Genomic DNA, 18,354 nt, shown 5'->3' on the forward strand with positions numbered 1-18,354 from the left:
CATGCTTCGCACCTGGCTGGCCGAGCGCGCAGCCAGCCCACCGATCCAGTGTTTCCTACCAGCCGCGGCCGTCAGCTCAGCCGCGATGCCCTGGAACGACGCGTCACAAAACACGCCCGCGCAGCCACACAAGCATGTCCCACACTGACCGGCAAGAAGATCTCGCCGCACGTGCTACGGCACTCCACCGCCATGCGACTGTTGAACGCCGGCGTTGACACCACCGTCATCGCTCTCTGGCTCGGCCACGAAAGCGTTGCCACTACACAGATTTACGTTCACGCCGACCTCGCACTGAAAGAACGCGCCCTTGCTCGCACCGCCCCGATCGAAGCAACTCCAGGCCGCTACCAGCCAACTGACACGATCATGGCGTTCCTTGACAACCTGTGATTATGTTGAACCGCAATCTTCGATCGGCCGCGTCACACCCTGATACCAACACCAGACAGCATAACGGGATAGTCCGCATAAGATGCCTTATGTCGATATCGGCATAAGGCATCACCACCCCAGCAGGCCCAATGCCCTGGTGGCGAATCAGCGACCTGAACGCCGACCACGGCGTGCTGAAGGTCAAAGTAGACGGTCGCGACTGGTGGTCCCGCCACGCAAGGGACATCCCAAACTCCGGCGTCCTCTGGCACCTGGCACAGCAGCTACGCACCACCCACTACAGATCATGAAAGGCCAGGGTTGATCTTGTCCTTGGGCGGCGTGTCCTCCCGGATCCTGATCGATTCATGATCTACGCAGGGATGGATGAGGTACGCGGATGGAGGTGGCCTTTCCGAGCGGGGCAGGGCCACACGCGAAGCTGTCCGGTTGCAGGCGGCCCAATGGTTCGCCCAGGACGTGCCGGCCGCCGAGATCGCCCGCAGACTGCGGGTATCCACCAACGCGGTCTATACCTGGCGGCGTCGATGGCGTGCCGAGGGTGAGGCAGGGCTGGCGTCGAAGGGACCGGGCGGATCGTCCTGCCGGCTGGACCAGCCACGACTGGACAGGCTGGCCCAGGCTGTGGAACAAGGCCCAGCCGTGCATGGGTTCGGCGAGGATCAGCGCTGGACCCTGGCTCGGGTCGCCGATCTGATCGCCCGGCTGTTTCACACCCGCTACACGCTGCGCGGGGTGTCGTATCTGCTGCACCGCATGGGGTTCTCGCCACAAGTACCCGCCCACCGCGCGATCGAGCGCGACGAGCAGGCGATCGCCACCTGGCGGCGGGAGGTATGGCCGGCGGGAAAACGGTAGCGGCGCAGCAAGGTGCTTGGCTGTGTTTCGAGGACGAGGCCGGGCAAACGCTGCGCCCGCCGAAAGCCCGCACCTGGGGCCGCCGGGGCCAGACACCACAGATCCCGGTGTCGGGCAAGGGTTCGGGCCGGGTATCGGTCGCCGGGCTGGTATGCGTCCGGCCCGGGCACCGGCCCCGGTTGATCTACCGTGTCCGGACCCACCGCGGCCGCAAGGGGGAACGGCGCAGCTTCGCCGAAACCGACTACGCCGCCCTGCTGGACGCCGCACACCAGCAGCTCGGCGCCCGGATTGTGTTGATCTGGGACAACCTCAACACGCACACCAGTCACGCGATGCGCAAACTGGTCGCGGCCCGCGACTGGCTACACGTGATCCAACTCCCGCCCTACGCCCCGGACCTCAACCCGACCGAGCACGTGTGGTCCCACGTCAAACGCAACCTCGGAAACCTCATCGTGCACGGCATCGACCAGCTCACCGCCATCGTGAAGAACCGACTCAAACGCATCCAGTACCGACCCGGGCTGATCGACGCGTTCTTCGCCCACACCAGACTGAACCTCGAACCACAACCGCCGTAATCCTGGCCTTTCAAGATCTGTAGCTTCAATCCCGTTCTTACCTACCTTGACGATCGGCAATTTGTCGCCGCCACCGGACAACACCAGTTCCACACCGCCGGTCCAAACACGAAGCAAGCACCCGTTGGCAGACGGAATGCCCGCCCGGCCACGTGACCGGGCGGGCGTTCCGCCGTCTCTCAAATTCGGTCAACCCGTGCTGGCAAGCTGGAAATCTTCCCAGTATGTTGGGTCATGGATAGCACGGTAAGGCAGTCCGTTCGCGCCGGTCTGCGCCACGAACCCGTTGTCGAGCTTGACTTGCAGCCGCACCCGATTATTTCCGACGTCATTGAATCGCCAGAGCTGATTGTCGGTTCCATAGCATTGGAATTGAATGATCGGCACTCTGTCCCTCGACGCACCTCGGACATCCATGCATTTACCGCTGTGCTCAGCGATCAGCTCGAACCAGCCACCGCCAACATCGTGCTGCCGCCATCTCTGGTTGGCCCTGTAGCTGCAGTTTGGGTCGTACACCAACTGCGCGTTGTTTTCAGTCGTGCTGCCAGGTACAGACAAACACACATGACCCTGGTTTTGCGTGAACACGTACCGTGGCTCCTCCGCCGAGGCGGGCGCCGCGATGACGAGCACGACACCAAGCACGGTACCAAGAACAGCCCAGAACTTGATTGCCGCGATTTTCATAAAACCTCCAGTCTCGGCCAAAATGAGACATTCAGGAAATCGATGTATGGGCCTTCGCCAAAAAATCTAGGACCCCACAACCGCAAGTTCCAGCTCATTGCCCACAACTACACACAACCATGCCCCCAACGCCCCCATCCCGTGATTACAGCAGGGCAAAAGAACACACAATGGACAAATAAGAGGAATTCGGCCCAAGAATTTCGATCATTCACCAAAAAATCATCAAAAAGCCCTTTAATGCCACCCGCCGGGTCAGGGCAATAGCAAAGTCGTTGTTGCTGTTCAGGGGGTAGATGCGGCCAGGAGCGGGAGGATTCTCATGCGGTCGGCGGCGATCCATTCCAGGGTGCGTTTGATCTCGGTGAGTCCAGCCAGGCGGATCAGGCCGATGGCCAGATTGCGGAGCATGGCCATGGCGTGAGCACCGTTGCCGGTGTAGGCGTGCTGGTGGTCCTCAGCGAACACGACGTCGCGGACCCAGTGGATTTTGTTCTCGATGCCCCACTGACCCCGTACCAGGCCACCAATGTCCCGAGCGGACGCTCGCTCGGTGTTCAGGCTGGTCACGCCGTATGCGATCTCTTTGTGGACGCGTTGCCCGGCGAGGTTGAACACGTCCCGGCGGATGCGGAAGACCTGGGCGGCATGAGGGAAATCGACGCCCTCGGCGACGGTCGCCCAGATGGCCCGGCGGGTGATCCGCCCGTGGCTGCGCTCGTCGTCCACATGGTCCTCCGACCCTGGGGCAGCAGGCGGCAGCAGGGCTTGGACCTGGGCCAACAGGGTCGGCTGGTTGCCTTTGACAGCAAGCACGTAGTCCGCCTGCTTGTCGGACACCAGGTGCCGCGCGGTGTCGCGCTGGGTGTGCGCGGCATCGGCCGTGACCACCGCACCCGCCAGATCCATACCCGTGAGCAACGACTTGACCTGCGTGGTCTCGGTCGTCTCGTCGGGGACCCGGATCTGCGAGATGACCACCGCCTGGCCGTGACGCATCGCCGAGAACAGGCGCACACCACCGGAATTACGCACGGCCTTGCCGTCGATGGCCACCCCGTCGAAGCCAGCACAGCCGTCGTCGCCGGCCAGGGCCATCGCTCGATCAGCCAGCCAGTGGCACACCAGCCTGTCGGCGGCCTCGGCGTCCACCGACTCGACCACCCGGCGGATCGTGTCCGCGCTCGGCGCCACACGCCGTCCCGATAGGACGCTCCGCCGCGCCCCGACCAGCTCCAGCAACTCCTGCGGCAAGTCCTCGGCCCGGTCACCGGCCTCCCGGTAGTTCTTCGCCCCCGCCAATACCGCCAGCACCGTCACGGCCAGCACCGTGGCGATGTGATGCCGAATCCCCCGGCGTTTACGGGGATCGGCGACCTTGCCCAGCAACGCGACCAAGTCGGCTAGCTCAGCCGAGCCCATCATGACCGACGCATCGACGGGTACGCAGACGGCATGCGACACTGACACCAGCGGCCTTTCGACAGACGATCAAGAGCGTGAGAACTCACATCGTCCCATCGAAGGGCCGCATCTCCTTACCCACCAGGGAAAACCTCACCCCGCCCCACCACTCCCAAGATCAACCGACTTTGCTTTAGCCCTGCCCGCCGGGTCAGTACCCCGTCGCGAGGCAGCCGAGCAGACCGCCCATGTCAACCGGGGCCCTGGTCCAACAGAAAGCAACCGCGCTGGAAGGGCAAGGAGCCCGCACCGTGGGGGGTTTGGGGGGCTCGGCCCCCCAAAATAATGCGAGACGCCCCGGGGAGGTTGCGAAGCAACCGACCAGGGGCGTCCAGCGTCGAGCGCACCCGAAGGGATTCGAACCCCTAACCTTCTGATCCGTAGTCAGATGCTCTATCCGTTGAGCTACGGGTGCTTGTTCAGTTGTCGCTCAGCCGGAGCCGAACGTCCTGCGGAGGCTCCGGGATTTGAACCCGGGAGGGGTGTTATCCCCAACCGCATTAGCAGTGCGGCGCCATAGACCAGACTAGGCGAAGCCTCCCGGGGCCCTCGGCCGCTTCGTGGAGAAGAGTACTACAGGGTCCTGGGATGGCTGCAAAGCGGCCCCCTCATTCGCCGCCAGCGGCCAGTGTGACGAAGGGGGCGAGTGCGTCCGGGTTGGCCAGTGCGTCCCTGCTCACGGCCTTGTCCGCAGCCACTCCTGCCAGGATTTTCTTGACCGGGACCTCGCACTTCTTGCCGTTCAGGGTCCTGGGGACAGCCGCCACTTCGATGAACTTGTTCGGGACGTGCCGGGGTGACAACGCTGTCCGCAGTTCCGAGCGCAACCGGGGTTCCAGGACGTCCAGCGAGGTCCCTGGCGCCAGGACCAGGAAGCAGAGCAGTTCCCCTTCCGGCTGGCCGACCCCTGTTGTGTCGATCACCAGGCTGTCCACGACCTCGTCGAAGGCTTCGACCACGCGGTAGAACTCGCTTGTTCCCATTCGGACGCCGCCGCGGTTCAGCGTCGAGTCGCTTCGGCCGTAGATCACCGCCGAGCCTCTTGGTGTGATCTTTATCCAATCTCCGTGGCGCCAGATTCCTGGGTACGGCTTGAAGTACGAGGCCCGCAGCCTCGATCCGTCCGGGTCGTTCCAGAAGGACACCGGCATTGACGGCATCGGCGCCGTGATCACGAGTTCGCCGACTTGGTCGATCACTTCTTTGCCTTCGTCGTCATACGCGGCCACGGCCGCCCCGAGTGCGCGGCACGACAGTTCGCCCATCCAGACGGGCACTTCGGGTGCGGCAGCCACGAAGGCTGTGCACAGGTCTGTCCCGCCCGAGACCGAGCAGATCTGGACGTCCTTGCCGATCTCGTCGACCAGCCAACGGAAGCCTTCCGGGCTCAACGGTGCGCCCGTCGAGCCGACCGCGCGCAACGCCGTGAGGTCGAATTGGGCCGCTGGCTTGATGCCCTTCTTCAAGCAGGACTGGATGTACGGGGCCGAGGTGCCGAAGTAGGTCACCCTGTGCTGCTCTGCCAGCCGCCACAGTGCCGTCAGGTCCGGGTGTCCCGGGTTTCCGTCGTACAGCACCACCGTGCAGCCGACCATCAGACCGGAGATCAGGAAGTTCCACATCATCCAGCCGGTTGTGGTGAACCAGCAGAAGCGGTCCCCTGGCCCGAGATCGCTGTGCAGCCCCAGCATCTTCAGGTGTTCGACCACGATCCCGCCGTGGCCTTGCACGATGCCTTTCGGCAGGCCGGTCGTGCCCGAGGAGTAGAGCACCCAGAGCGGGTGGTCGAACTGCACCGCGTCGAATGCCAGATCCCCGGCGAACTCCACCATCGAGGTCCACGGCACGGTGTCGGGCAATGTCGCGCCGTTGTCCAGGTAGTCGACCAACACGGTCGCCCGCAGGCTCGGGATCTCCGCACGCAACGCGTCCACGGTCGGGCGGATGTCGAACGACCGTCCACCGTAGACATAGCCGTTCACCGCGATGAACACCGTCGGCTCGATCTGGGTGAACCTGTCCGCGATCGCCCGTGGCCCGAAGTCCGGCGAGCAGGACGACCAGGTCGCGCCCAGGCTCGCTGCCGCGAGGAAGGCCACCAGGGTCTCCGGGCAGTTCGGCGCCAGCGCAACCACCCGGTCACCGCGTTTGACGCCATGGGAGAGCAGGGCCGCGCGGACCGAGGCCACCTTCGAGCGCAGTTGGCCGTACGTCAGCTGCGCCGCTTTTCCGTCCTCGCGGTGGAAGATCACCGCGAGGTCGTCGTCCGGCTGGCCGGTCAGGGCCTGCTCGGCGTAGTTCAGCGTCGCGCCCGGGAACCACTGCGCGCCGGGCATCGTCGCCGAGCCGAGGACCGCGGTCGGCGGTGAGTGGAAGATCACTCCGACGAACTCGGCCAGTGCACCCCAGAAGCCCGCGAGGTCCGTCGTCGACCAGCGCCACATGGCGTCGTAGTCGGGCAGATCAAGATCGCGGTTGGCACGCAACCAGGCACGAAACTCGCCAAGCCGGGTCTCGGCGGCGGGGTCAGGCTGCCACAGCAACTCTGGAGTGGTCATGCCCCGTTCTTAGCTCATGGCCGATGCGGAAACCACCATCTCGTCGCCTACAACACCCGGCTGGGACATGTGGGCTACCGCAGGTGTGCGTCGAACCAGTTGAGCGTGCGGTGCCACGCCTCGGCCGCGGCCGCCGGATCCGCGTCGAACCGGTGTCCCGCACCGGGATAACGCACGACATTCGTTGCCACGCCCGCGCCGATCGTCGCATCCCGCAGCTTTTCCACTTCAGTGGAATGGATTACGTCGTCCTGGTCGCCGTAAATGCCCAGCCATGGGCACTTCAGCTCACCGGCGATCTCCACGAGCGGCGGCAGCGCCGCGGAAACCGGCTCGATGATGCCACCGGCCCCGACGCTCACGGCCGCGCCGATCGACCGGTTCGCCGCGACCACCATCGCCGCGGTCCCGCCGAGGTCGAAACCAACAACACCCAGCAGGTCAGCGGTGATCCCGCGCTCGGCGAGCACGGCGAACGCGATGTCGGTGTCGGCCAGCACCGAGGCAGGCGAAAGCTGTCTGACCTGCTCTTCCTGCGGCAGCGTGCCGTGGTAGATGTGCGGTGCCACCGCGAGCCACCCTTCGGCGGCAAGCGCGCTCACCAGCAGGCGCACTGTGTCGGTGACGCCGCCGGCCTCGTGCAGCACCACAAGGCCGCCACGGACCACCTGTTCCGGCTCTGCGACGGTCAGCACCGCGGCGCGACCATCCTTGAGCTGGAACTTCTCCGTGCGTGTTTCGGTCATGGCTCCACCCAATCACGTAGGGGTGAACATCAGTCAACGTGACCAACCAGACGAGGCGTTCACGATAGACCGTCTTGCAAGATGCCGAGATTTCGCATCCAAGTCCAAATGGCAGCGCGTCGCGCCCCGGTAGGGGGTTACCGTTTCCGCTGTGGCTGAACCTGATGTGACGAGTGTCCGACCGAGGGCGGACCTGGCGACACTCCCGTCGTACGTGCCGGGCCGGACGATTCCCGGTGCGATCAAGCTGGCCAGCAACGAGGTCCCGGCGGGGCCGCTGCCCAGTGTGGCGAAGGCGATCGCGGAAGCGGCCATGCAGGCCCACCGCTACCCTGACACCGGCGCCGGTGAGCTCACCGCCCGGCTGGCTGGCAAGCTCGGGGTCGCCGAGGCGCAGGTCGCGGTCGGCAACGGCTCGGTGAGCTTGTGCCAGCAGCTGATCCAGGCGACCTGTACGTCGCACGACGAGGTGCTGTTCGCGTGGCGGTCGTTCGAGGCCTACCCGATCGTGACGCACGTCGTCGGGGCGAAGCAGGTCCGCGTGCCGTTGACCGGTGACCACGCGCTCGACCTCGACGCGATGCTGGCCGCGATCACTCCGCAGACCCGGGTGGCGTTCGTGTGCACGCCGAACAATCCAACTGGGACGATTGTGCACAAGGCCGAGCTCGACCGCTTCCTTGACGCTGTGCCGTCCAATGTGCTCGTTGTGCTCGACGAGGCGTACTTCGAGTTCGTCACGGACCCTGACGCTGGCGACGGCATCGACCACCTGCGTGAACGCGAGAACATCGCGGTGCTGCGGACGTTCTCCAAGGCGTACGGCCTTGCTGGGCTGCGTGTCGGGTACGCCGTGGCCTCCGAGGAGATCTCCGACGCGGTCCGCAAGGTCTGCGTGCCGTTCAGCGTCAACCACTTGGCTCAGGCCGCCGCGATCGCCTCGCTGGACGCGGAAGAGGAGCTGTTCCAGCGAGTCCACGAGATCAAGGGCGAGCGGGACCGCGTCCGCGGCGAGTTGGTCGCGGCTGGCTACGACGTGCCGGAATCCCAGGCGAACTTCGTGTGGCTGCCGCTCGGCGAGCGCACTGCCGAGTTCAACGAGCACTGCATCGAGCACAAGGTCGTGGTCCGCGCGTTCGTCGGTGACGGCGCCAGGGTGACGATCGGGACGCCAGAGGAGAACGACGTCTTCCTCACCGCGGCGAAGTCGTTCAGTCGGTAACGAGCAGGACCACGGCGACCAGTCCGACCAGGACAATCAGCCCGCGCAGGACCACCGGCGGCAGCCTCCGGCCGATCTTGGCCCCGAGGATGCCGCCGGCCGTCGATCCGGCCGCGATCAGCAGCACGACCAGCCAGTCCACGTCCGCGATCGCCACGAAAACCAGGCCAGCGACCAGGTTCACGCCTGCGGTCAGCACGTTCTTGAGCGCGTTGAGCCGTTGCAGTCCCTCGTCCATCAGGATGCCGAGCATTCCGACGAGCAGAACACCTTGCGCCGCACCGAAATAACCGCCGTAAACGCCAGCGCCGTATGCCGCGGCGATCGCGCTGGCGCCGCCGTGCTCGTGGCGTTCCATCGAAGCGAGCCTGCGTGACAACCACGGCTGCGCCACAACGAGTATCAATGCGATCACAATCAGGATCGGCACGACCGTCTCGAACACGTCCGGCGACAACACAAGCAGCAGCAAGGCGCCCGTGATGCCGCCGAGCAGCGACGCACCTCCGAGCCGGAGCAAGCGTTTGCGCTGCCCGGTCAGCTCATAGCGATACCCGATCGCGCCGGCGACTCCGCCCGGCACAAGGCCGATGCTGTTGGACGCGTTGGCAACCACGGGCGGGTAACCGAGCGCGAGCAGCACAGGGAACGTGATCAAGGTGCCGGATCCGACCACTGTGTTGATCGCCCCGGCGCACACGCCGGCCACCGCGATCACTGCGGCTTCGAGGGGAGTCATCACGGGGATCGTGACACGTCAACTGGGCGTTCGAGTGGCCGACGTCGTGTGGATCACCGAAGATGTCCGCATACCTATACGGAGAGTGACCACCAGGATGTGATCTGCATGCGCGCGTCGATCTTCACGGTTGGAGTGATCACGCTCGCCGCAACCCTGACCAGCCCGGCAAGCGCCGACGCCACCAGGGCGGTCAGTTATCGCGGATACGAACTGACCGTGCCCGCGGACTGGCCGGTGGTCGATCTGGCCAAGAACCCGACCGAGTGCGTGCGCTTCGACCGCAACGCGGTGTACCTCGGCAAACCCGGAGCGGATCAGCGGTGCGCGGCCGGGATGGGGCCCGTCGTCGATGCCGTGCTGATCGAACCGGTCGGTGAGCAGACCCGCGTGACCGTGACCGGAGATCGTTACGCCGCGATGGCCACCCGTGTCGAGGAGGCCGTTGCGCCAGCGAAGGTCCGCACGGTCCAGCCCGGTGTCTACACAGGACTCGGCTTCGACGCGTGCGCGGCGCCTTCGCAAAGCGCGATGGACGCGTGGCACGGCGGATCACAGTTCCGGGCAATCGGTGTGTACATCGGCGGCATCCACCGCGCGTGCGCGCAGCCGAACCTCACCCCCGGCTGGGTTGGCAACCAGGTCAACAAGGGCTGGCACCTGATCCCCACTTACGTTGGCCTGCAAGCGCCTTGCACCTCGTTCCGGCACAAGCTCGACCTGAACACGGATGTCGCCCGTAAGCAAGGCAGGGAAGGAGCCTCCGACGCGATCGGACACGCGGCACGCCTCGGGATGAACCCGGGAACGGTGATCTACAACGACATGGAGGCGTACAACATCGGCGACGAGCCGTGCAGTGCGGCTGTGATGTCGTTCCTGAGCGGGTGGACGGACCAGTTGCGGGAACGCGGTTATCGTTCCGGCGTCTACAGCAGTGCGGGTTCCGGAATCACGGATCTGTTGCGCAACCACGACAATCGCGCCTACTCACGGCCTGATCACGTCTGGTTCGCCTGGTGGAACGGCCAGGCGAATGTGGACGGTGGAAAGTTCCTGCCGGACAACCGATGGACCGGCGCCCGGATCCACCAGTTCCTCGGTGGTCACGACGAGTCGTACAACAACGTGACGATCAACATCGACAGCAACTTTCTCGATCTCAAGTAGTTCGGCCGGTGGCGAAGTCGCACAACTCGAAAAGGGCTGTCCTCGCTGGGATGTTCGGCAGCTCGTAGAGCATGTCCTTGGCACGCTGGACATGCCGGTCCGCCTCCTGCCGGGCGCGCTCAAGGCCTGGTGATACGCGCAGGATGGCCAGCACGTGGGCTCGTTGGGCGTCATCGGTGATCGGCTCGGCAACCAGCTGTGCGATGTCCGGATCATGCTCGATCGCGTAGAGCACCGGCAGCGTCACGATTCCCTCGCGCAGGTCGGTACCTGGCGCTTTGCCGAGATCGCGCTCGGCGGCCTCGATGTCGAGGAGGTCGTCGGCGATCTGGAACGCCATGCCGAGCACTTCGCCGTACTGCTCCAAAGTGTCGATCACAGTGCGATCCGCGCCGGCGACCATGCCGCCGAGCCGGATGGACATCGAGATCAGCGATGCCGATTTGTCCGACATGACCCGAAGGCAGTGTCCGATTTTGTCCACACCCGGTTGCGGGCCAATGGTTTCGGCCATCTGGCCGCGAACGAGTCGGCCGAGTGTACGAACTTGCAGGCGTAGCGCGGCATCGCCGAGATCCGCGCCCAGATCCGCCGCCCTGGCCAGCAAATAGTCACCGAGCAACACCGCGACCGTGTTGTTCCACCTGGTGTTCGCGGTGACGGCACCGTGCCGGATGCGTGCTTCGTCCATCACATCGTCGTGGTAGAGCGTCGCGGCATGGACGAGTTCGGCCACAACCGCCGCGTCAAGCACGCTTTCCGTACGTGAGTCACCGAATTGCGCGCCCAGCAACACCATCATCGGGCGAAACCGCTTGCCACCTGCGTCGATCAGGTGCGTCGCGGCTCGGGACAGGAAAGCATTCTGCGGATCCCGCAACGTTTCCCGCAGCCGGTCCTCCACTTGGACCAGTCGCGTGCGCAGCGCGGCCGCCAGTTCCGCGTCGATCGCTTCCATGATCGTTCTGGCGCCGGTGGTTGTGTTCATAGCGTTCACGGTCGCTTTGCCGCAGGTCCCGGCACATCGACCGGCAGAGCGAGGCAAATCCCTCTCAGGAGGGAGTTCCGCGATGTAACACCGGGACCCCCACCGGGGATCTGACCGGTAACCGAACCGGTTAGGACAGCTATGAGTGGCAGACCGTGGAACTGGGTCGCCGCAGGCACGGCCGCTGCCGCGGTCGTTGGTGCGGTGTTGCTGCAGAACACGTCGAGCGTCAGCAGCTTTGTCTCCGAGCCGTTCGCGACTGTCGACTACAAGCCTGATGTCGGCAGTCCGATCCTCGTGACGCCAACAGTGGACGCGACAACCGTGCGTCAGACACCGGCGCCGACGCCGCCGAAACAGACAAGCGCGGCGCCGAAGCCCGTGCACGAGTCGACGCGGCTCGACGCGGCGGAGCCGACGAAGTGGACCATCACGATCCCGATTCCCGACTTCGAGCCGTTCTTCCCGGATTGTGAGACCGCGAAAATGCTTGGCAAGGCACCGATTCGGCGTGGTGAACCGGGTTATCGGGAAGGCCTCGACCGGGATCGGGACGGCGTCGCCTGCGAGCGATAGACGTATAGCGAAGCTACTTATGTAACGAGCTACGGCGGATCGGCTACATGCAGGTGTGACGACGGAGTCGAAGACAGCAGCGTGGATGCTCGGCATTGTCGCCGTGGTCGCGATTTTCCTGACTTTCTCCTTCGAGGACAGCGAAGCGGCGTCGACGATCCCAGGTGACCTGCCCGGCAAGACCGCCGTGGTCGCAGACAACCAGCTCAGGAAACTGGGATTCGCCAACATCATGTACATGTCGGATATCGGCGGCTCGGCCGTTGTTCGTCCGGAATGGACGGTTGTCTCGGTCGAAGGCGCCGGTCAGACCGTCGAACTCGACGCGTGGATCACCGTCAGGGTGCGGTGAACACGGCCGCGAGGACGCCGAGCGTCGCCCAGTCGGCGTGTCCGTTGTCCAGAATCTCCCCATAGGTACGCACTTCGACGAAAGTGCGTTCGGAGTCCTCGAAGACACCGTGCGGTCCCGGGTTCGCCCGCAGCTGGGTGATCTCCTCGTCGGTCAGCTCGACTGAGAAGACATGCACACGATGGGCGGACAGTGTGGCAATTACTTGCCGCACTTGGCTTTGCCGCAACCGGTCGACGTGCACCTGCAGCCCGGTCTCCTCGGCGAGTTCGTCGACCGCCTGCGTGACCGGTTGGCCTTGCAGCACTCCCCCGCCGGGCAGCTCGTGCACGTAGCCGTCGATCGAGCACGCGGGTGACCGGAACTCCCGTACCAGCACGACTTCGTTGTCCCGGACTGTTTCACCTGGACGGTAGGCCACAATGGACACTACGTCCGGGCGGCCGAGCACGATCTCGTTGCGCTTCTCCCGGTTCTCCGCGCCGACCCGCATCCGCGCGTGGAAGGCCCAGAGGAATTGCCGGTGGATGAACAGCAAACGACCGTCCAGCAAGACGTTTCCCGCTTGCTGCTGCATGGAAAGCCAGTTGCGGAACGTCGGAATCCGCCACGCCAGCAAGGGAACGTGCCGTTCACCATCGCGTCGGTGCGCGCCATTGCCAAGCAGCGCAAGGGTTGCGCGGACCGTTTCGGGCAACGTCGCGGTCACCTGCGCGCCTCGTTGCCTTGCGTGGTGCTGCATGTAGCGCACGTGCTGCGCGTTCTCCGGTGCACCGAGCACGATCCGGCCGGAGGACTCGTACCGGCCGAACTCGATGTTCGTGGTCAGTCCCGGCAGCGTGGACATTTCCCTTGGCACCCAGAAGAGAATGCCGTCGGCCGCGTCCAGCCACCGCTCCTCCCAAGCGATCTGGTCGTCGTACGACGGATATCTTGTGCCGTCCGGTGGTTCCGGCACGAATACGACCAGGGTGATGGGTTTCGTCCACTGCTGCTCGATCTCGGCGAGCGCCTCCGGCCGCCAGCTGCGCACGTCGTCGCGGCGAGGCGTTGGACCGGCAAGGAAGATCGACGCGTCCCACGCGTCCGGCGGTTCTTGTCCCGCGTAAACGACCTTGATCACGCCGGTTTCCTTGCGACGAGGGCACTGTAGCCCGCGGTGGTCGGCCGCAGATGGACGTCCTCGAACCCGATCGGGCCAAGGATCTCGGCCAGCTCAGGCGTCGAGTAGCACTTGCCCGCGGTTTTCAGCATCATCCGGACCGAGAACTCGGCCTGCCGCAACGGTCCCGACTTGGTATCGTCGAGGTGCATGTCGTGATCGACAAGAACACCGCCCGGCGGCAGCGCGGCGAACGAGGCCGCAGCGAACTTGCCGATACTTTCGGCGTCCCAGTCGTGCCAGACGTTCGAGTACAGGTGCAGATCGAACCCGGATGGCAGCTCGCCGAACATGTCGCCGCCGATCGCGTCCACCCGGTCGGACAGGCCGCGCGCGGCAATCGATTCGCGGGTGAAGTCGACAACCGACGGCAGATCGAGCACAGCGGCCGTCGTGCCAGGCAGGGCTTGCACGAGTGAGCAGGCGTAGATCCCGGAACTTCCGCCGATATCAAGGATTCTGGACACCACGCCGATGGCACTGAGCACCTCGCCGAGCGCGGGGCTGAGGTAGGCGCCCCGCGCGTTCATCGCGGCCGCGAACGAGTCGGCGAATTCCTTCTCCGACATGCGGTTGATCCAGTCGTCGCCGTCGCTTTCCCACGGCGCGGGCTGCCCGGTCCTGAGCACCTGGCCGACTTCCCTGCAGCCCGGCCGGGTGCTCACGGTTCGCGCGTAGTGCCGCAGGTCGATGCTGGAATCCGCCTGCAAATACCGTGCTGCCGGCTCGGCCACCCGGACGGCGCCGCCCGGCAGACGTTCGAGAAGTCCCAGCGCCGCAAGGTAAGTCAGCGTGACATCCGCGCCCCGCTCGTCGATCTCGAGCATTTCGCTGAGCTGGCGCGCGGTTGTCGCCTCCCGCTCGGCCAGCCGGGTAAAGATGTCGAACTCCGTCACCACCGCGACGAACAGATCAGTCGCGTACGTGCTGTTCACCAATCCGACGATGTCGCCGGGCCCCAGTACCGTCATACAGTGATCTTTGCCGCCAAACCCGGGACGGCGCAATGCTCAGCCGACTTCTTCAACTACGCTCGTACCTTCGCCATCGCGGGACTCCCATTGCCATTTCTCGGCGAGCCGCAGGCGGCCATCCGGCAAGGTTTCGATCGTCGACACACAGTGCCCGGTATTCGTCTCGCCGACTGTATTCAGTTGCGCGTACCGAAATTCCAGCCGGTCGCCGGTCCTGGTGCCGACCAGGTAGCCACGCCTGACCCTGCCACCGGAGTACTCGGCCCAGACCTCGCCGTCTTCCTCGTGGTACGTGAACAACGTGGTGGCCTCGACCTCACCACCGACGGTATCGGCGACCGCCCGGAACTGACGACCGTCAAGACTCTGCACGTTCCTGCACTCCTTTGCCGTAACCCCGGGGCCAGCCTACTCAAGGCCTGATATTTCGGACTGCAAGATTTGCGCAAGCCAAGCCTGGTATCGCATTTCGATCCTCATTCACGGCCACATTCGTGCCGGAGTTGCGCGGCCGTTCATTCCGGATTTGCCGGAATTTCGGACTCCACAGTGGACGCCCAGTCGGTGCACCAGGGCGAACAAGTCTGCCCGCGCGGCAGTCGGAACGGGATGAGCGGGCGGTTAGCCTGGCAAGGTGACCGCTGAACCCCGTTGGTTGACTGACACAGAACTACGTTCCTGGCGCGCGTACGTGGTCGGCAGTGAGCGCCTGCGCCAGCGCCTCAACACGGAGTTGCAAGACGGCCACAACTTGCCGCTGGCCGACTACGAGGTGCTGGTGCGCCTGTCGGAGCAAGACGAAGGCCGCATGCGGATGACACAGCTCGCCGACGAAGTAGCCCAGTCGAAAAGCAGGCTCTCCCACCAGATCTCCCGCCTGGAGGCAGCGGGCCTCGTCCGCCGGACCCATTGCCCCAACGACGCCCGCGGCATCCTGGCCGAGATCACCCCGCACGGCATGGAACAGCTGCGCATCGCGGCACCCACGCATGTCGAGGGCGTCCGTGACCACCTGATCGACCTGATCAGTGCGGAGGAACGAGCAGTACTGGCCACCGTGTTCGAGCGGGTGCTCACTCACCTCGACCAAACCTGAATTGATAGGCTCTCCGGCGGTAGCGTGTCCGAGCGGCCGAAGGAACATGTCTTGAAAACATGAGAGGGTTCACGCCCTCCGTGGGTTCGAATCCCACCGCTACCGCGTCTCGGGCGATCCGCGTCTGTCCACAAGAAGGCAGACCGGGTCGCCCGCTGTTGTTTCACACACGAGACGATGAGTTGCCCTGCCATCAGTACGATGAGACACTGCCTACAACTGTGTTTCATCGTACTGATGGCTGACGGCGACTCGATGGCGGCTGATCTTCCGACAAAGTTGTGGCAACGCCAGACCATGGTCTTGCGGACTCGTGATCTGGCCTGCCTGTATGCCCGGCCGGATGTCGAAGCCAACCGATTGGCCGAGCACGGCATCCTGCGTCCCATCGCACACGGGTACTGGGCGCTTCCTCCCGTTGAGCAAGTGGACGATCCGCACTGGCGACCGGGAGTCGAAGCCCTCGCCTTGGGACTGGCCGTTGCCGACTATGGCGTCGAGGCCACCGCGCTGATGGGGGCGAGTGCAGCGAGGTACCACGGCGCGCTTCCGCGTGCGTTGACAACCGGAATTGTGGTGACCCCCAAGCAACGACCAGTGCTGGAAACCACGTTCGGGCGGATCATCTTCGTCAAACGGCAGAGTGAACGCTTGCGACTGACTCGGGCCAAGACGGCCATGGTCACCGGATACGTCACCGACATAGAGCAAACGATGCTCGACATAGCGCATCGCCCCGCACTCGGCGGACTTGCCCCAACCGAAGCGGCCGATGCGCTTCGAGCGCTCGCCCTGCGTGCTGATTGGGCTGAGACGTGGGAGTTGACCAAGCAACAGCGAATCCCTTCGGCGTACACCCGCGCTCGCTGGACTGCCGACCCTTTGCTTTCGGCAGCCGTTCCCGTCCACAAACCGCGCAGGCCGGTTGCGGGTTATGGCCTGCGTCCAATCGACGATGACGCGAAGCGCTTCGGCATCAAGGAGGCCTGATGCTTGACGAAGCCGAGCGGAAACAGATCGCCGAGACCTTTCAGGTAGCCGGCGATCAGGTGGCCCGTGACCACTTGATCAGCCATCCTCGCAGCCTTGCCCGCGATGGGACATGACTTGGTGTTCTACGGCGGCACCGCGCTGGCGCGGACGCACCTGACGACCTTCCGGTTGTCGGAAGACATCGATCTTCTGGCCAGAGACCGTGCCGCGGCGGCGGAATCCATCGAGCGGCAGGTACCAAGAGCCCTTCGGCGTGAGTTCGGAACGGTTCGTTGGATCGTGGGTCCATCCGCGGTGCCGACCGAATCCGCGCGAGCCTTGCTGTCCACCGAGGACGGTCTACAGGTCAGGGTTCAGATTGGACTGCTCGATGCCGAACGAAGCCGGTGGCCGGTCGAGTCCCGCGCCATCGAGGTGCGATATCGCGACGTAACGCCCTTCCGCCTTGACGTTCCCACCCTGGAATCCTTCGTCGCAATGAAGGCCCTCGCCTGGGAAGATCGCCACGCAGCCCGTGACCTCGCGGACTTGTTCGCACTGGCTCAGATTGGCGCGGTCAGCCCCGGAGTCATTGAGGTGTTGCGGAAAGTCGTCGGGCGGGCGGTCCACCCCATGGCGTTTCGAGGATGCCGGAACCAACCCGAAGTACATGGACGGTTCAGCTCAATCATCAGATGGCATCCGCGCCCGACCCAGACCAGTGCCTGCAAGAAGTCCACCACGCCTGGACCCGGGCTACTTCTCAAGCGCTGTGACCAGGTCGCGCAACCGACCGCGCCGACCTGCGACCAGCAGCGGATTCATAAAACTTTTGCTAATCTGGCCGCATGGATGACAGCAGGCCGCCTGGCGAGGGACCGACGACGGTCGTCTCGGTTTCCATGCACAGCGGGACCGTCAGTGCCGTTCGCAGCCGGGCGGGGCGCCGTGGGGTCTCCGCCTACATCGAGGCCGCTGTTCAGCGCCAGATCGAGCGGGACAACCTGGACGAGTTGATCGCGGCCGCTGAAGCGGAGCATGGATCGATCTCGGCGGATGAGGTCGACGACAAGCGCAGGATGCTGATGCGGGGCCGGGAAACGGGTGCCGCGTGACGCTGATCCTGGACAGCGAAGGGCTATCCAAGGCAGTCCTCCGCGACCGGGAGTTGACCGCATGGCTTGTCGCGGCGCGTGAAGCGGACGAGCGTGTGGTCACGAGCGCGGCCACGTTGGTCGAAGTGATCCACCCGCGAATCAGCCGACCCGCCTTTGAGTGGGTCATCTCCAAACTGTCAGTGGAACCCGTCACCACGGAAATCGCCAAACAGGCAAGCATTCTGTTGCACCAAGCCGGACTTCACGGCCACAAGCACGCCATCGACGCGATGGTCGCCGCCACTGCCCTTGCCGCCAAAGGACCTACGACGATCCTGACATCCGACCCCGAGGATCTGGCGATGCTGTGCGGGGATCGCGTGACCGTCGTGAAGGTCTAGCTCTCCAGGTCCCGTAACAGCGCGGGTTTGCTGACCGCTTCGAGGTTGGCGAGCAGGTCGCGTTCACGGGCGAGACGGACTCCGACAACCCGGTCGGTCAGAGCGCAGCCGTCCGAGGTGAGGCTGACCTGGATGTCATGGCGGTCGTTCGCGTCCTTCGAGCGGGCCACCAGGCCGCACTTCTAAGAGATAACCCGTGAGTTCGGAGGTTCCTCGTCGGGAACGCAAGGGTCCACTCCGCCCAGGACCAGGGCGGTCTCACTCCTTTGGGTGACAGCCTGCCGTTTTGACTCAACTTCAGCTTTCGTG

21 protein-coding genes, 3 tRNA genes and 1 pseudogene are annotated in these 18,354 nt (G+C 64.6%); 13 read left to right on the plus strand and 12 right to left on the minus strand.

Features of this window, described 5'->3' with window-relative positions:
* Positions 1-12 precede the first annotated feature (12 nt).
* The 3 genes from LWC34_RS57410 (at position 13) to LWC34_RS42735 (ending at position 1,838) form a co-directional block, all read left to right on the plus strand.
* A complete protein-coding gene (locus tag LWC34_RS57410; RefSeq protein WP_235729526.1) occupies positions 13-393 on the plus strand; it encodes a tyrosine-type recombinase/integrase in 381 nt (126 codons plus the stop codon).
* A gap of 369 nt (positions 394-762) precedes the next feature.
* Complete coding sequence (locus tag LWC34_RS42730; RefSeq protein WP_233723037.1) at positions 763-1,254, plus strand: winged helix-turn-helix domain-containing protein; 492 nt, start codon at positions 763-765, stop codon at positions 1,252-1,254.
* On the plus strand, positions 1,233-1,838 hold the full coding sequence (locus LWC34_RS42735; protein WP_233728496.1) for an IS630 family transposase: 606 nt from the start codon (positions 1,233-1,235) through the stop codon (positions 1,836-1,838). The genes LWC34_RS42730 and LWC34_RS42735 overlap by 22 nt, the downstream gene beginning before the upstream one ends.
* 189 nt (positions 1,839-2,027) lie before the next feature.
* Here the strand turns inward: LWC34_RS42735 and LWC34_RS42740 are convergent, their stop codons facing one another.
* The 6 genes from LWC34_RS42740 to LWC34_RS42765 form a co-directional block, all read right to left on the minus strand.
* Complete coding sequence (locus LWC34_RS42740; RefSeq protein WP_233730890.1) at positions 2,028-2,528, minus strand: RICIN domain-containing protein; 501 nt, start codon at positions 2,526-2,528, stop codon at positions 2,028-2,030.
* Between the two features lie 285 nt (positions 2,529-2,813).
* Positions 2,814-3,998: an ISAs1 family transposase gene (locus LWC34_RS42745; protein ID WP_233722717.1), complete on the minus strand. Its 1,185-nt coding sequence runs from the start codon at positions 3,996-3,998 to the stop codon at positions 2,814-2,816.
* Positions 3,999-4,334: 336 nt separating this feature from the next.
* A tRNA-Arg gene (locus tag LWC34_RS42750) sits at positions 4,335-4,407 on the minus strand.
* A gap of 37 nt (positions 4,408-4,444) precedes the next feature.
* A tRNA-Ser gene (locus LWC34_RS42755) sits at positions 4,445-4,533 on the minus strand.
* A gap of 67 nt (positions 4,534-4,600) precedes the next feature.
* Entirely contained in the window at positions 4,601-6,550 is a 1,950-nt protein-coding gene (locus LWC34_RS42760) for an acetoacetate--CoA ligase (RefSeq protein WP_233730891.1), read from the minus strand.
* Positions 6,551-6,624: 74 nt separating this feature from the next.
* Positions 6,625-7,296, minus strand: a complete 672-nt coding sequence (locus LWC34_RS42765; RefSeq protein WP_233730892.1) for a dienelactone hydrolase family protein — start codon at positions 7,294-7,296, stop codon at positions 6,625-6,627.
* 151 nt (positions 7,297-7,447) lie between these two features.
* Between LWC34_RS42765 and hisC the strand changes: the two genes are divergently transcribed.
* Entirely contained in the window at positions 7,448-8,518 is a 1,071-nt protein-coding gene (gene hisC / locus LWC34_RS42770) for a histidinol-phosphate transaminase (protein ID WP_372496739.1), read from the plus strand.
* Here the strand turns inward: hisC and LWC34_RS42775 are convergent.
* The gene (locus tag LWC34_RS42775; RefSeq protein WP_233730893.1) at positions 8,508-9,257 is read right to left on the minus strand and encodes a sulfite exporter TauE/SafE family protein; all 750 of its coding nucleotides are present in this window, start codon (positions 9,255-9,257) and stop codon (positions 8,508-8,510) included. The genes hisC and LWC34_RS42775 overlap by 11 nt on opposite strands.
* A gap of 108 nt (positions 9,258-9,365) precedes the next feature.
* Here LWC34_RS42775 and LWC34_RS42780 point away from each other — a divergent pair, with 108 nt between their 5' ends.
* Positions 9,366-10,427 carry a DUF1906 domain-containing protein gene (locus LWC34_RS42780; protein ID WP_233730894.1) on the plus strand — a complete coding sequence of 354 codons (1,062 nt, stop codon included), beginning with the start codon at positions 9,366-9,368 and terminating at the stop codon, positions 10,425-10,427.
* Here the strand turns inward: LWC34_RS42780 and LWC34_RS42785 are convergent.
* Positions 10,420-11,415 (minus strand): polyprenyl synthetase family protein, encoded by a 996-nt coding sequence (locus LWC34_RS42785; protein WP_233730895.1) that lies wholly within the window; start codon positions 11,413-11,415, stop codon positions 10,420-10,422. The genes LWC34_RS42780 and LWC34_RS42785 overlap by 8 nt on opposite strands.
* 141 nt (positions 11,416-11,556) lie before the next feature.
* On the opposite strand from LWC34_RS42785, the gene LWC34_RS42790 reads away from it, so the two are divergent.
* Both LWC34_RS42790 and LWC34_RS42795 read left to right on the plus strand, forming a co-directional pair.
* Entirely contained in the window at positions 11,557-11,991 is a 435-nt protein-coding gene (locus LWC34_RS42790) for an excalibur calcium-binding domain-containing protein (protein ID WP_233730896.1), read from the plus strand.
* 55 nt (positions 11,992-12,046) lie between these two features.
* Positions 12,047-12,343 carry a hypothetical protein gene (locus LWC34_RS42795; RefSeq protein ID WP_233730897.1) on the plus strand — a complete coding sequence of 99 codons (297 nt, stop codon included), beginning with the start codon at positions 12,047-12,049 and terminating at the stop codon, positions 12,341-12,343.
* On the opposite strand, the gene LWC34_RS58355 is transcribed toward LWC34_RS42795, so the two are convergent.
* The 3 genes from LWC34_RS58355 to LWC34_RS42810 are packed head-to-tail and all read right to left on the minus strand — an operon-like array spanning position 12,330 to position 14,851.
* Entirely contained in the window at positions 12,330-13,466 is a 1,137-nt protein-coding gene (locus tag LWC34_RS58355; protein ID WP_233730898.1) for a nucleoside 2-deoxyribosyltransferase domain-containing protein, read from the minus strand. The genes LWC34_RS42795 and LWC34_RS58355 overlap by 14 nt on opposite strands.
* The gene (locus LWC34_RS42805; protein ID WP_233730899.1) at positions 13,463-14,476 is read right to left on the minus strand and encodes a methyltransferase; all 1,014 of its coding nucleotides are present in this window, start codon (positions 14,474-14,476) and stop codon (positions 13,463-13,465) included. The genes LWC34_RS58355 and LWC34_RS42805 overlap by 4 nt, the downstream gene beginning before the upstream one ends.
* A gap of 39 nt (positions 14,477-14,515) precedes the next feature.
* Positions 14,516-14,851, minus strand: coding sequence for an avidin-fold protein (locus LWC34_RS42810; RefSeq protein WP_233730900.1), 336 nt, complete (start codon positions 14,849-14,851; stop codon positions 14,516-14,518).
* A gap of 262 nt (positions 14,852-15,113) precedes the next feature.
* Between LWC34_RS42810 and LWC34_RS42815 the strand changes: the two genes are divergently transcribed.
* The 6 genes and pseudogenes from LWC34_RS42815 to LWC34_RS42840 all read left to right on the plus strand — a co-directional run bounded on the left by LWC34_RS42815 (position 15,114) and on the right by LWC34_RS42840 (position 18,045).
* The gene (locus LWC34_RS42815; RefSeq protein WP_233730901.1) at positions 15,114-15,575 is read left to right on the plus strand and encodes a MarR family winged helix-turn-helix transcriptional regulator; all 462 of its coding nucleotides are present in this window, start codon (positions 15,114-15,116) and stop codon (positions 15,573-15,575) included.
* An 18-nt stretch (positions 15,576-15,593) separates the two neighbouring features.
* A tRNA-Ser gene (locus LWC34_RS42820) sits at positions 15,594-15,680 on the plus strand.
* Positions 15,681-15,812: 132 nt separating this feature from the next.
* Positions 15,813-16,565 (plus strand): type IV toxin-antitoxin system AbiEi family antitoxin, encoded by a 753-nt coding sequence (locus LWC34_RS42825; RefSeq protein WP_233730902.1) that lies wholly within the window; start codon positions 15,813-15,815, stop codon positions 16,563-16,565.
* 105 nt (positions 16,566-16,670) lie between these two features.
* Positions 16,671-17,108: pseudogene (locus tag LWC34_RS59125) on the plus strand (nucleotidyl transferase AbiEii/AbiGii toxin family protein); the annotation flags it as partial.
* A gap of 287 nt (positions 17,109-17,395) precedes the next feature.
* Complete coding sequence (locus tag LWC34_RS42835) at positions 17,396-17,662, plus strand: hypothetical protein (protein WP_233730904.1); 267 nt, start codon at positions 17,396-17,398, stop codon at positions 17,660-17,662.
* The gene (locus LWC34_RS42840) at positions 17,659-18,045 is read left to right on the plus strand and encodes a PIN domain-containing protein (protein ID WP_233730905.1); all 387 of its coding nucleotides are present in this window, start codon (positions 17,659-17,661) and stop codon (positions 18,043-18,045) included. The genes LWC34_RS42835 and LWC34_RS42840 overlap by 4 nt, the downstream gene beginning before the upstream one ends.
* Here LWC34_RS42840 and LWC34_RS42845 read toward each other — a convergent pair.
* The gene (locus LWC34_RS42845; RefSeq protein WP_233730906.1) at positions 18,042-18,215 is read right to left on the minus strand and encodes a hypothetical protein; all 174 of its coding nucleotides are present in this window, start codon (positions 18,213-18,215) and stop codon (positions 18,042-18,044) included. The two genes, LWC34_RS42840 and LWC34_RS42845, sit on opposite strands and share 4 nt — an antisense overlap.
* Positions 18,216-18,354 lie beyond the last annotated feature (139 nt).

The organism is Kibdelosporangium philippinense (assembly GCF_021390435.2).
Lineage (GTDB): Bacteria > Actinomycetota > Actinomycetes > Mycobacteriales > Pseudonocardiaceae > Kibdelosporangium > Kibdelosporangium philippinense.

What these genes read in the sequence shown, in the direction of transcription:
- LWC34_RS42730 (WP_233723037.1), top strand. Translation starts at nt 763, where the DNA reads ATGAGGTACGCGGATGGAGGTGGCCTTTCCGAGCGGGGCAGGGCCACA.
- LWC34_RS42735 (WP_233728496.1), top strand. Translation starts at nt 1,233, where the DNA reads ATGGCCGGCGGGAAAACGGTAGCGGCGCAGCAAGGTGCTTGGCTGTGT.
- LWC34_RS42740 (WP_233730890.1), bottom strand. Translation starts at nt 2,528, where the DNA reads ATGAAAATCGCGGCAATCAAGTTCTGGGCTGTTCTTGGTACCGTGCTT.
- LWC34_RS42760 (WP_233730891.1), bottom strand. Translation starts at nt 6,550, where the DNA reads ATGACCACTCCAGAGTTGCTGTGGCAGCCTGACCCCGCCGCCGAGACC.
- LWC34_RS42765 (WP_233730892.1), bottom strand. Translation starts at nt 7,296, where the DNA reads ATGACCGAAACACGCACGGAGAAGTTCCAGCTCAAGGATGGTCGCGCC.
- LWC34_RS42775 (WP_233730893.1), bottom strand. Translation starts at nt 9,257, where the DNA reads ATGACTCCCCTCGAAGCCGCAGTGATCGCGGTGGCCGGCGTGTGCGCC.
- LWC34_RS42780 (WP_233730894.1), top strand. Translation starts at nt 9,366, where the DNA reads ATGCGCGCGTCGATCTTCACGGTTGGAGTGATCACGCTCGCCGCAACC.
- LWC34_RS42785 (WP_233730895.1), bottom strand. Translation starts at nt 11,415, where the DNA reads ATGAACACAACCACCGGCGCCAGAACGATCATGGAAGCGATCGACGCG.
- LWC34_RS42790 (WP_233730896.1), top strand. Translation starts at nt 11,557, where the DNA reads ATGAGTGGCAGACCGTGGAACTGGGTCGCCGCAGGCACGGCCGCTGCC.
- LWC34_RS42805 (WP_233730899.1), bottom strand. Translation starts at nt 14,476, where the DNA reads ATGACGGTACTGGGGCCCGGCGACATCGTCGGATTGGTGAACAGCACG.
- LWC34_RS42825 (WP_233730902.1), top strand. Translation starts at nt 15,813, where the DNA reads ATGGCTGACGGCGACTCGATGGCGGCTGATCTTCCGACAAAGTTGTGG.
- LWC34_RS42835 (WP_233730904.1), top strand. Translation starts at nt 17,396, where the DNA reads ATGGATGACAGCAGGCCGCCTGGCGAGGGACCGACGACGGTCGTCTCG.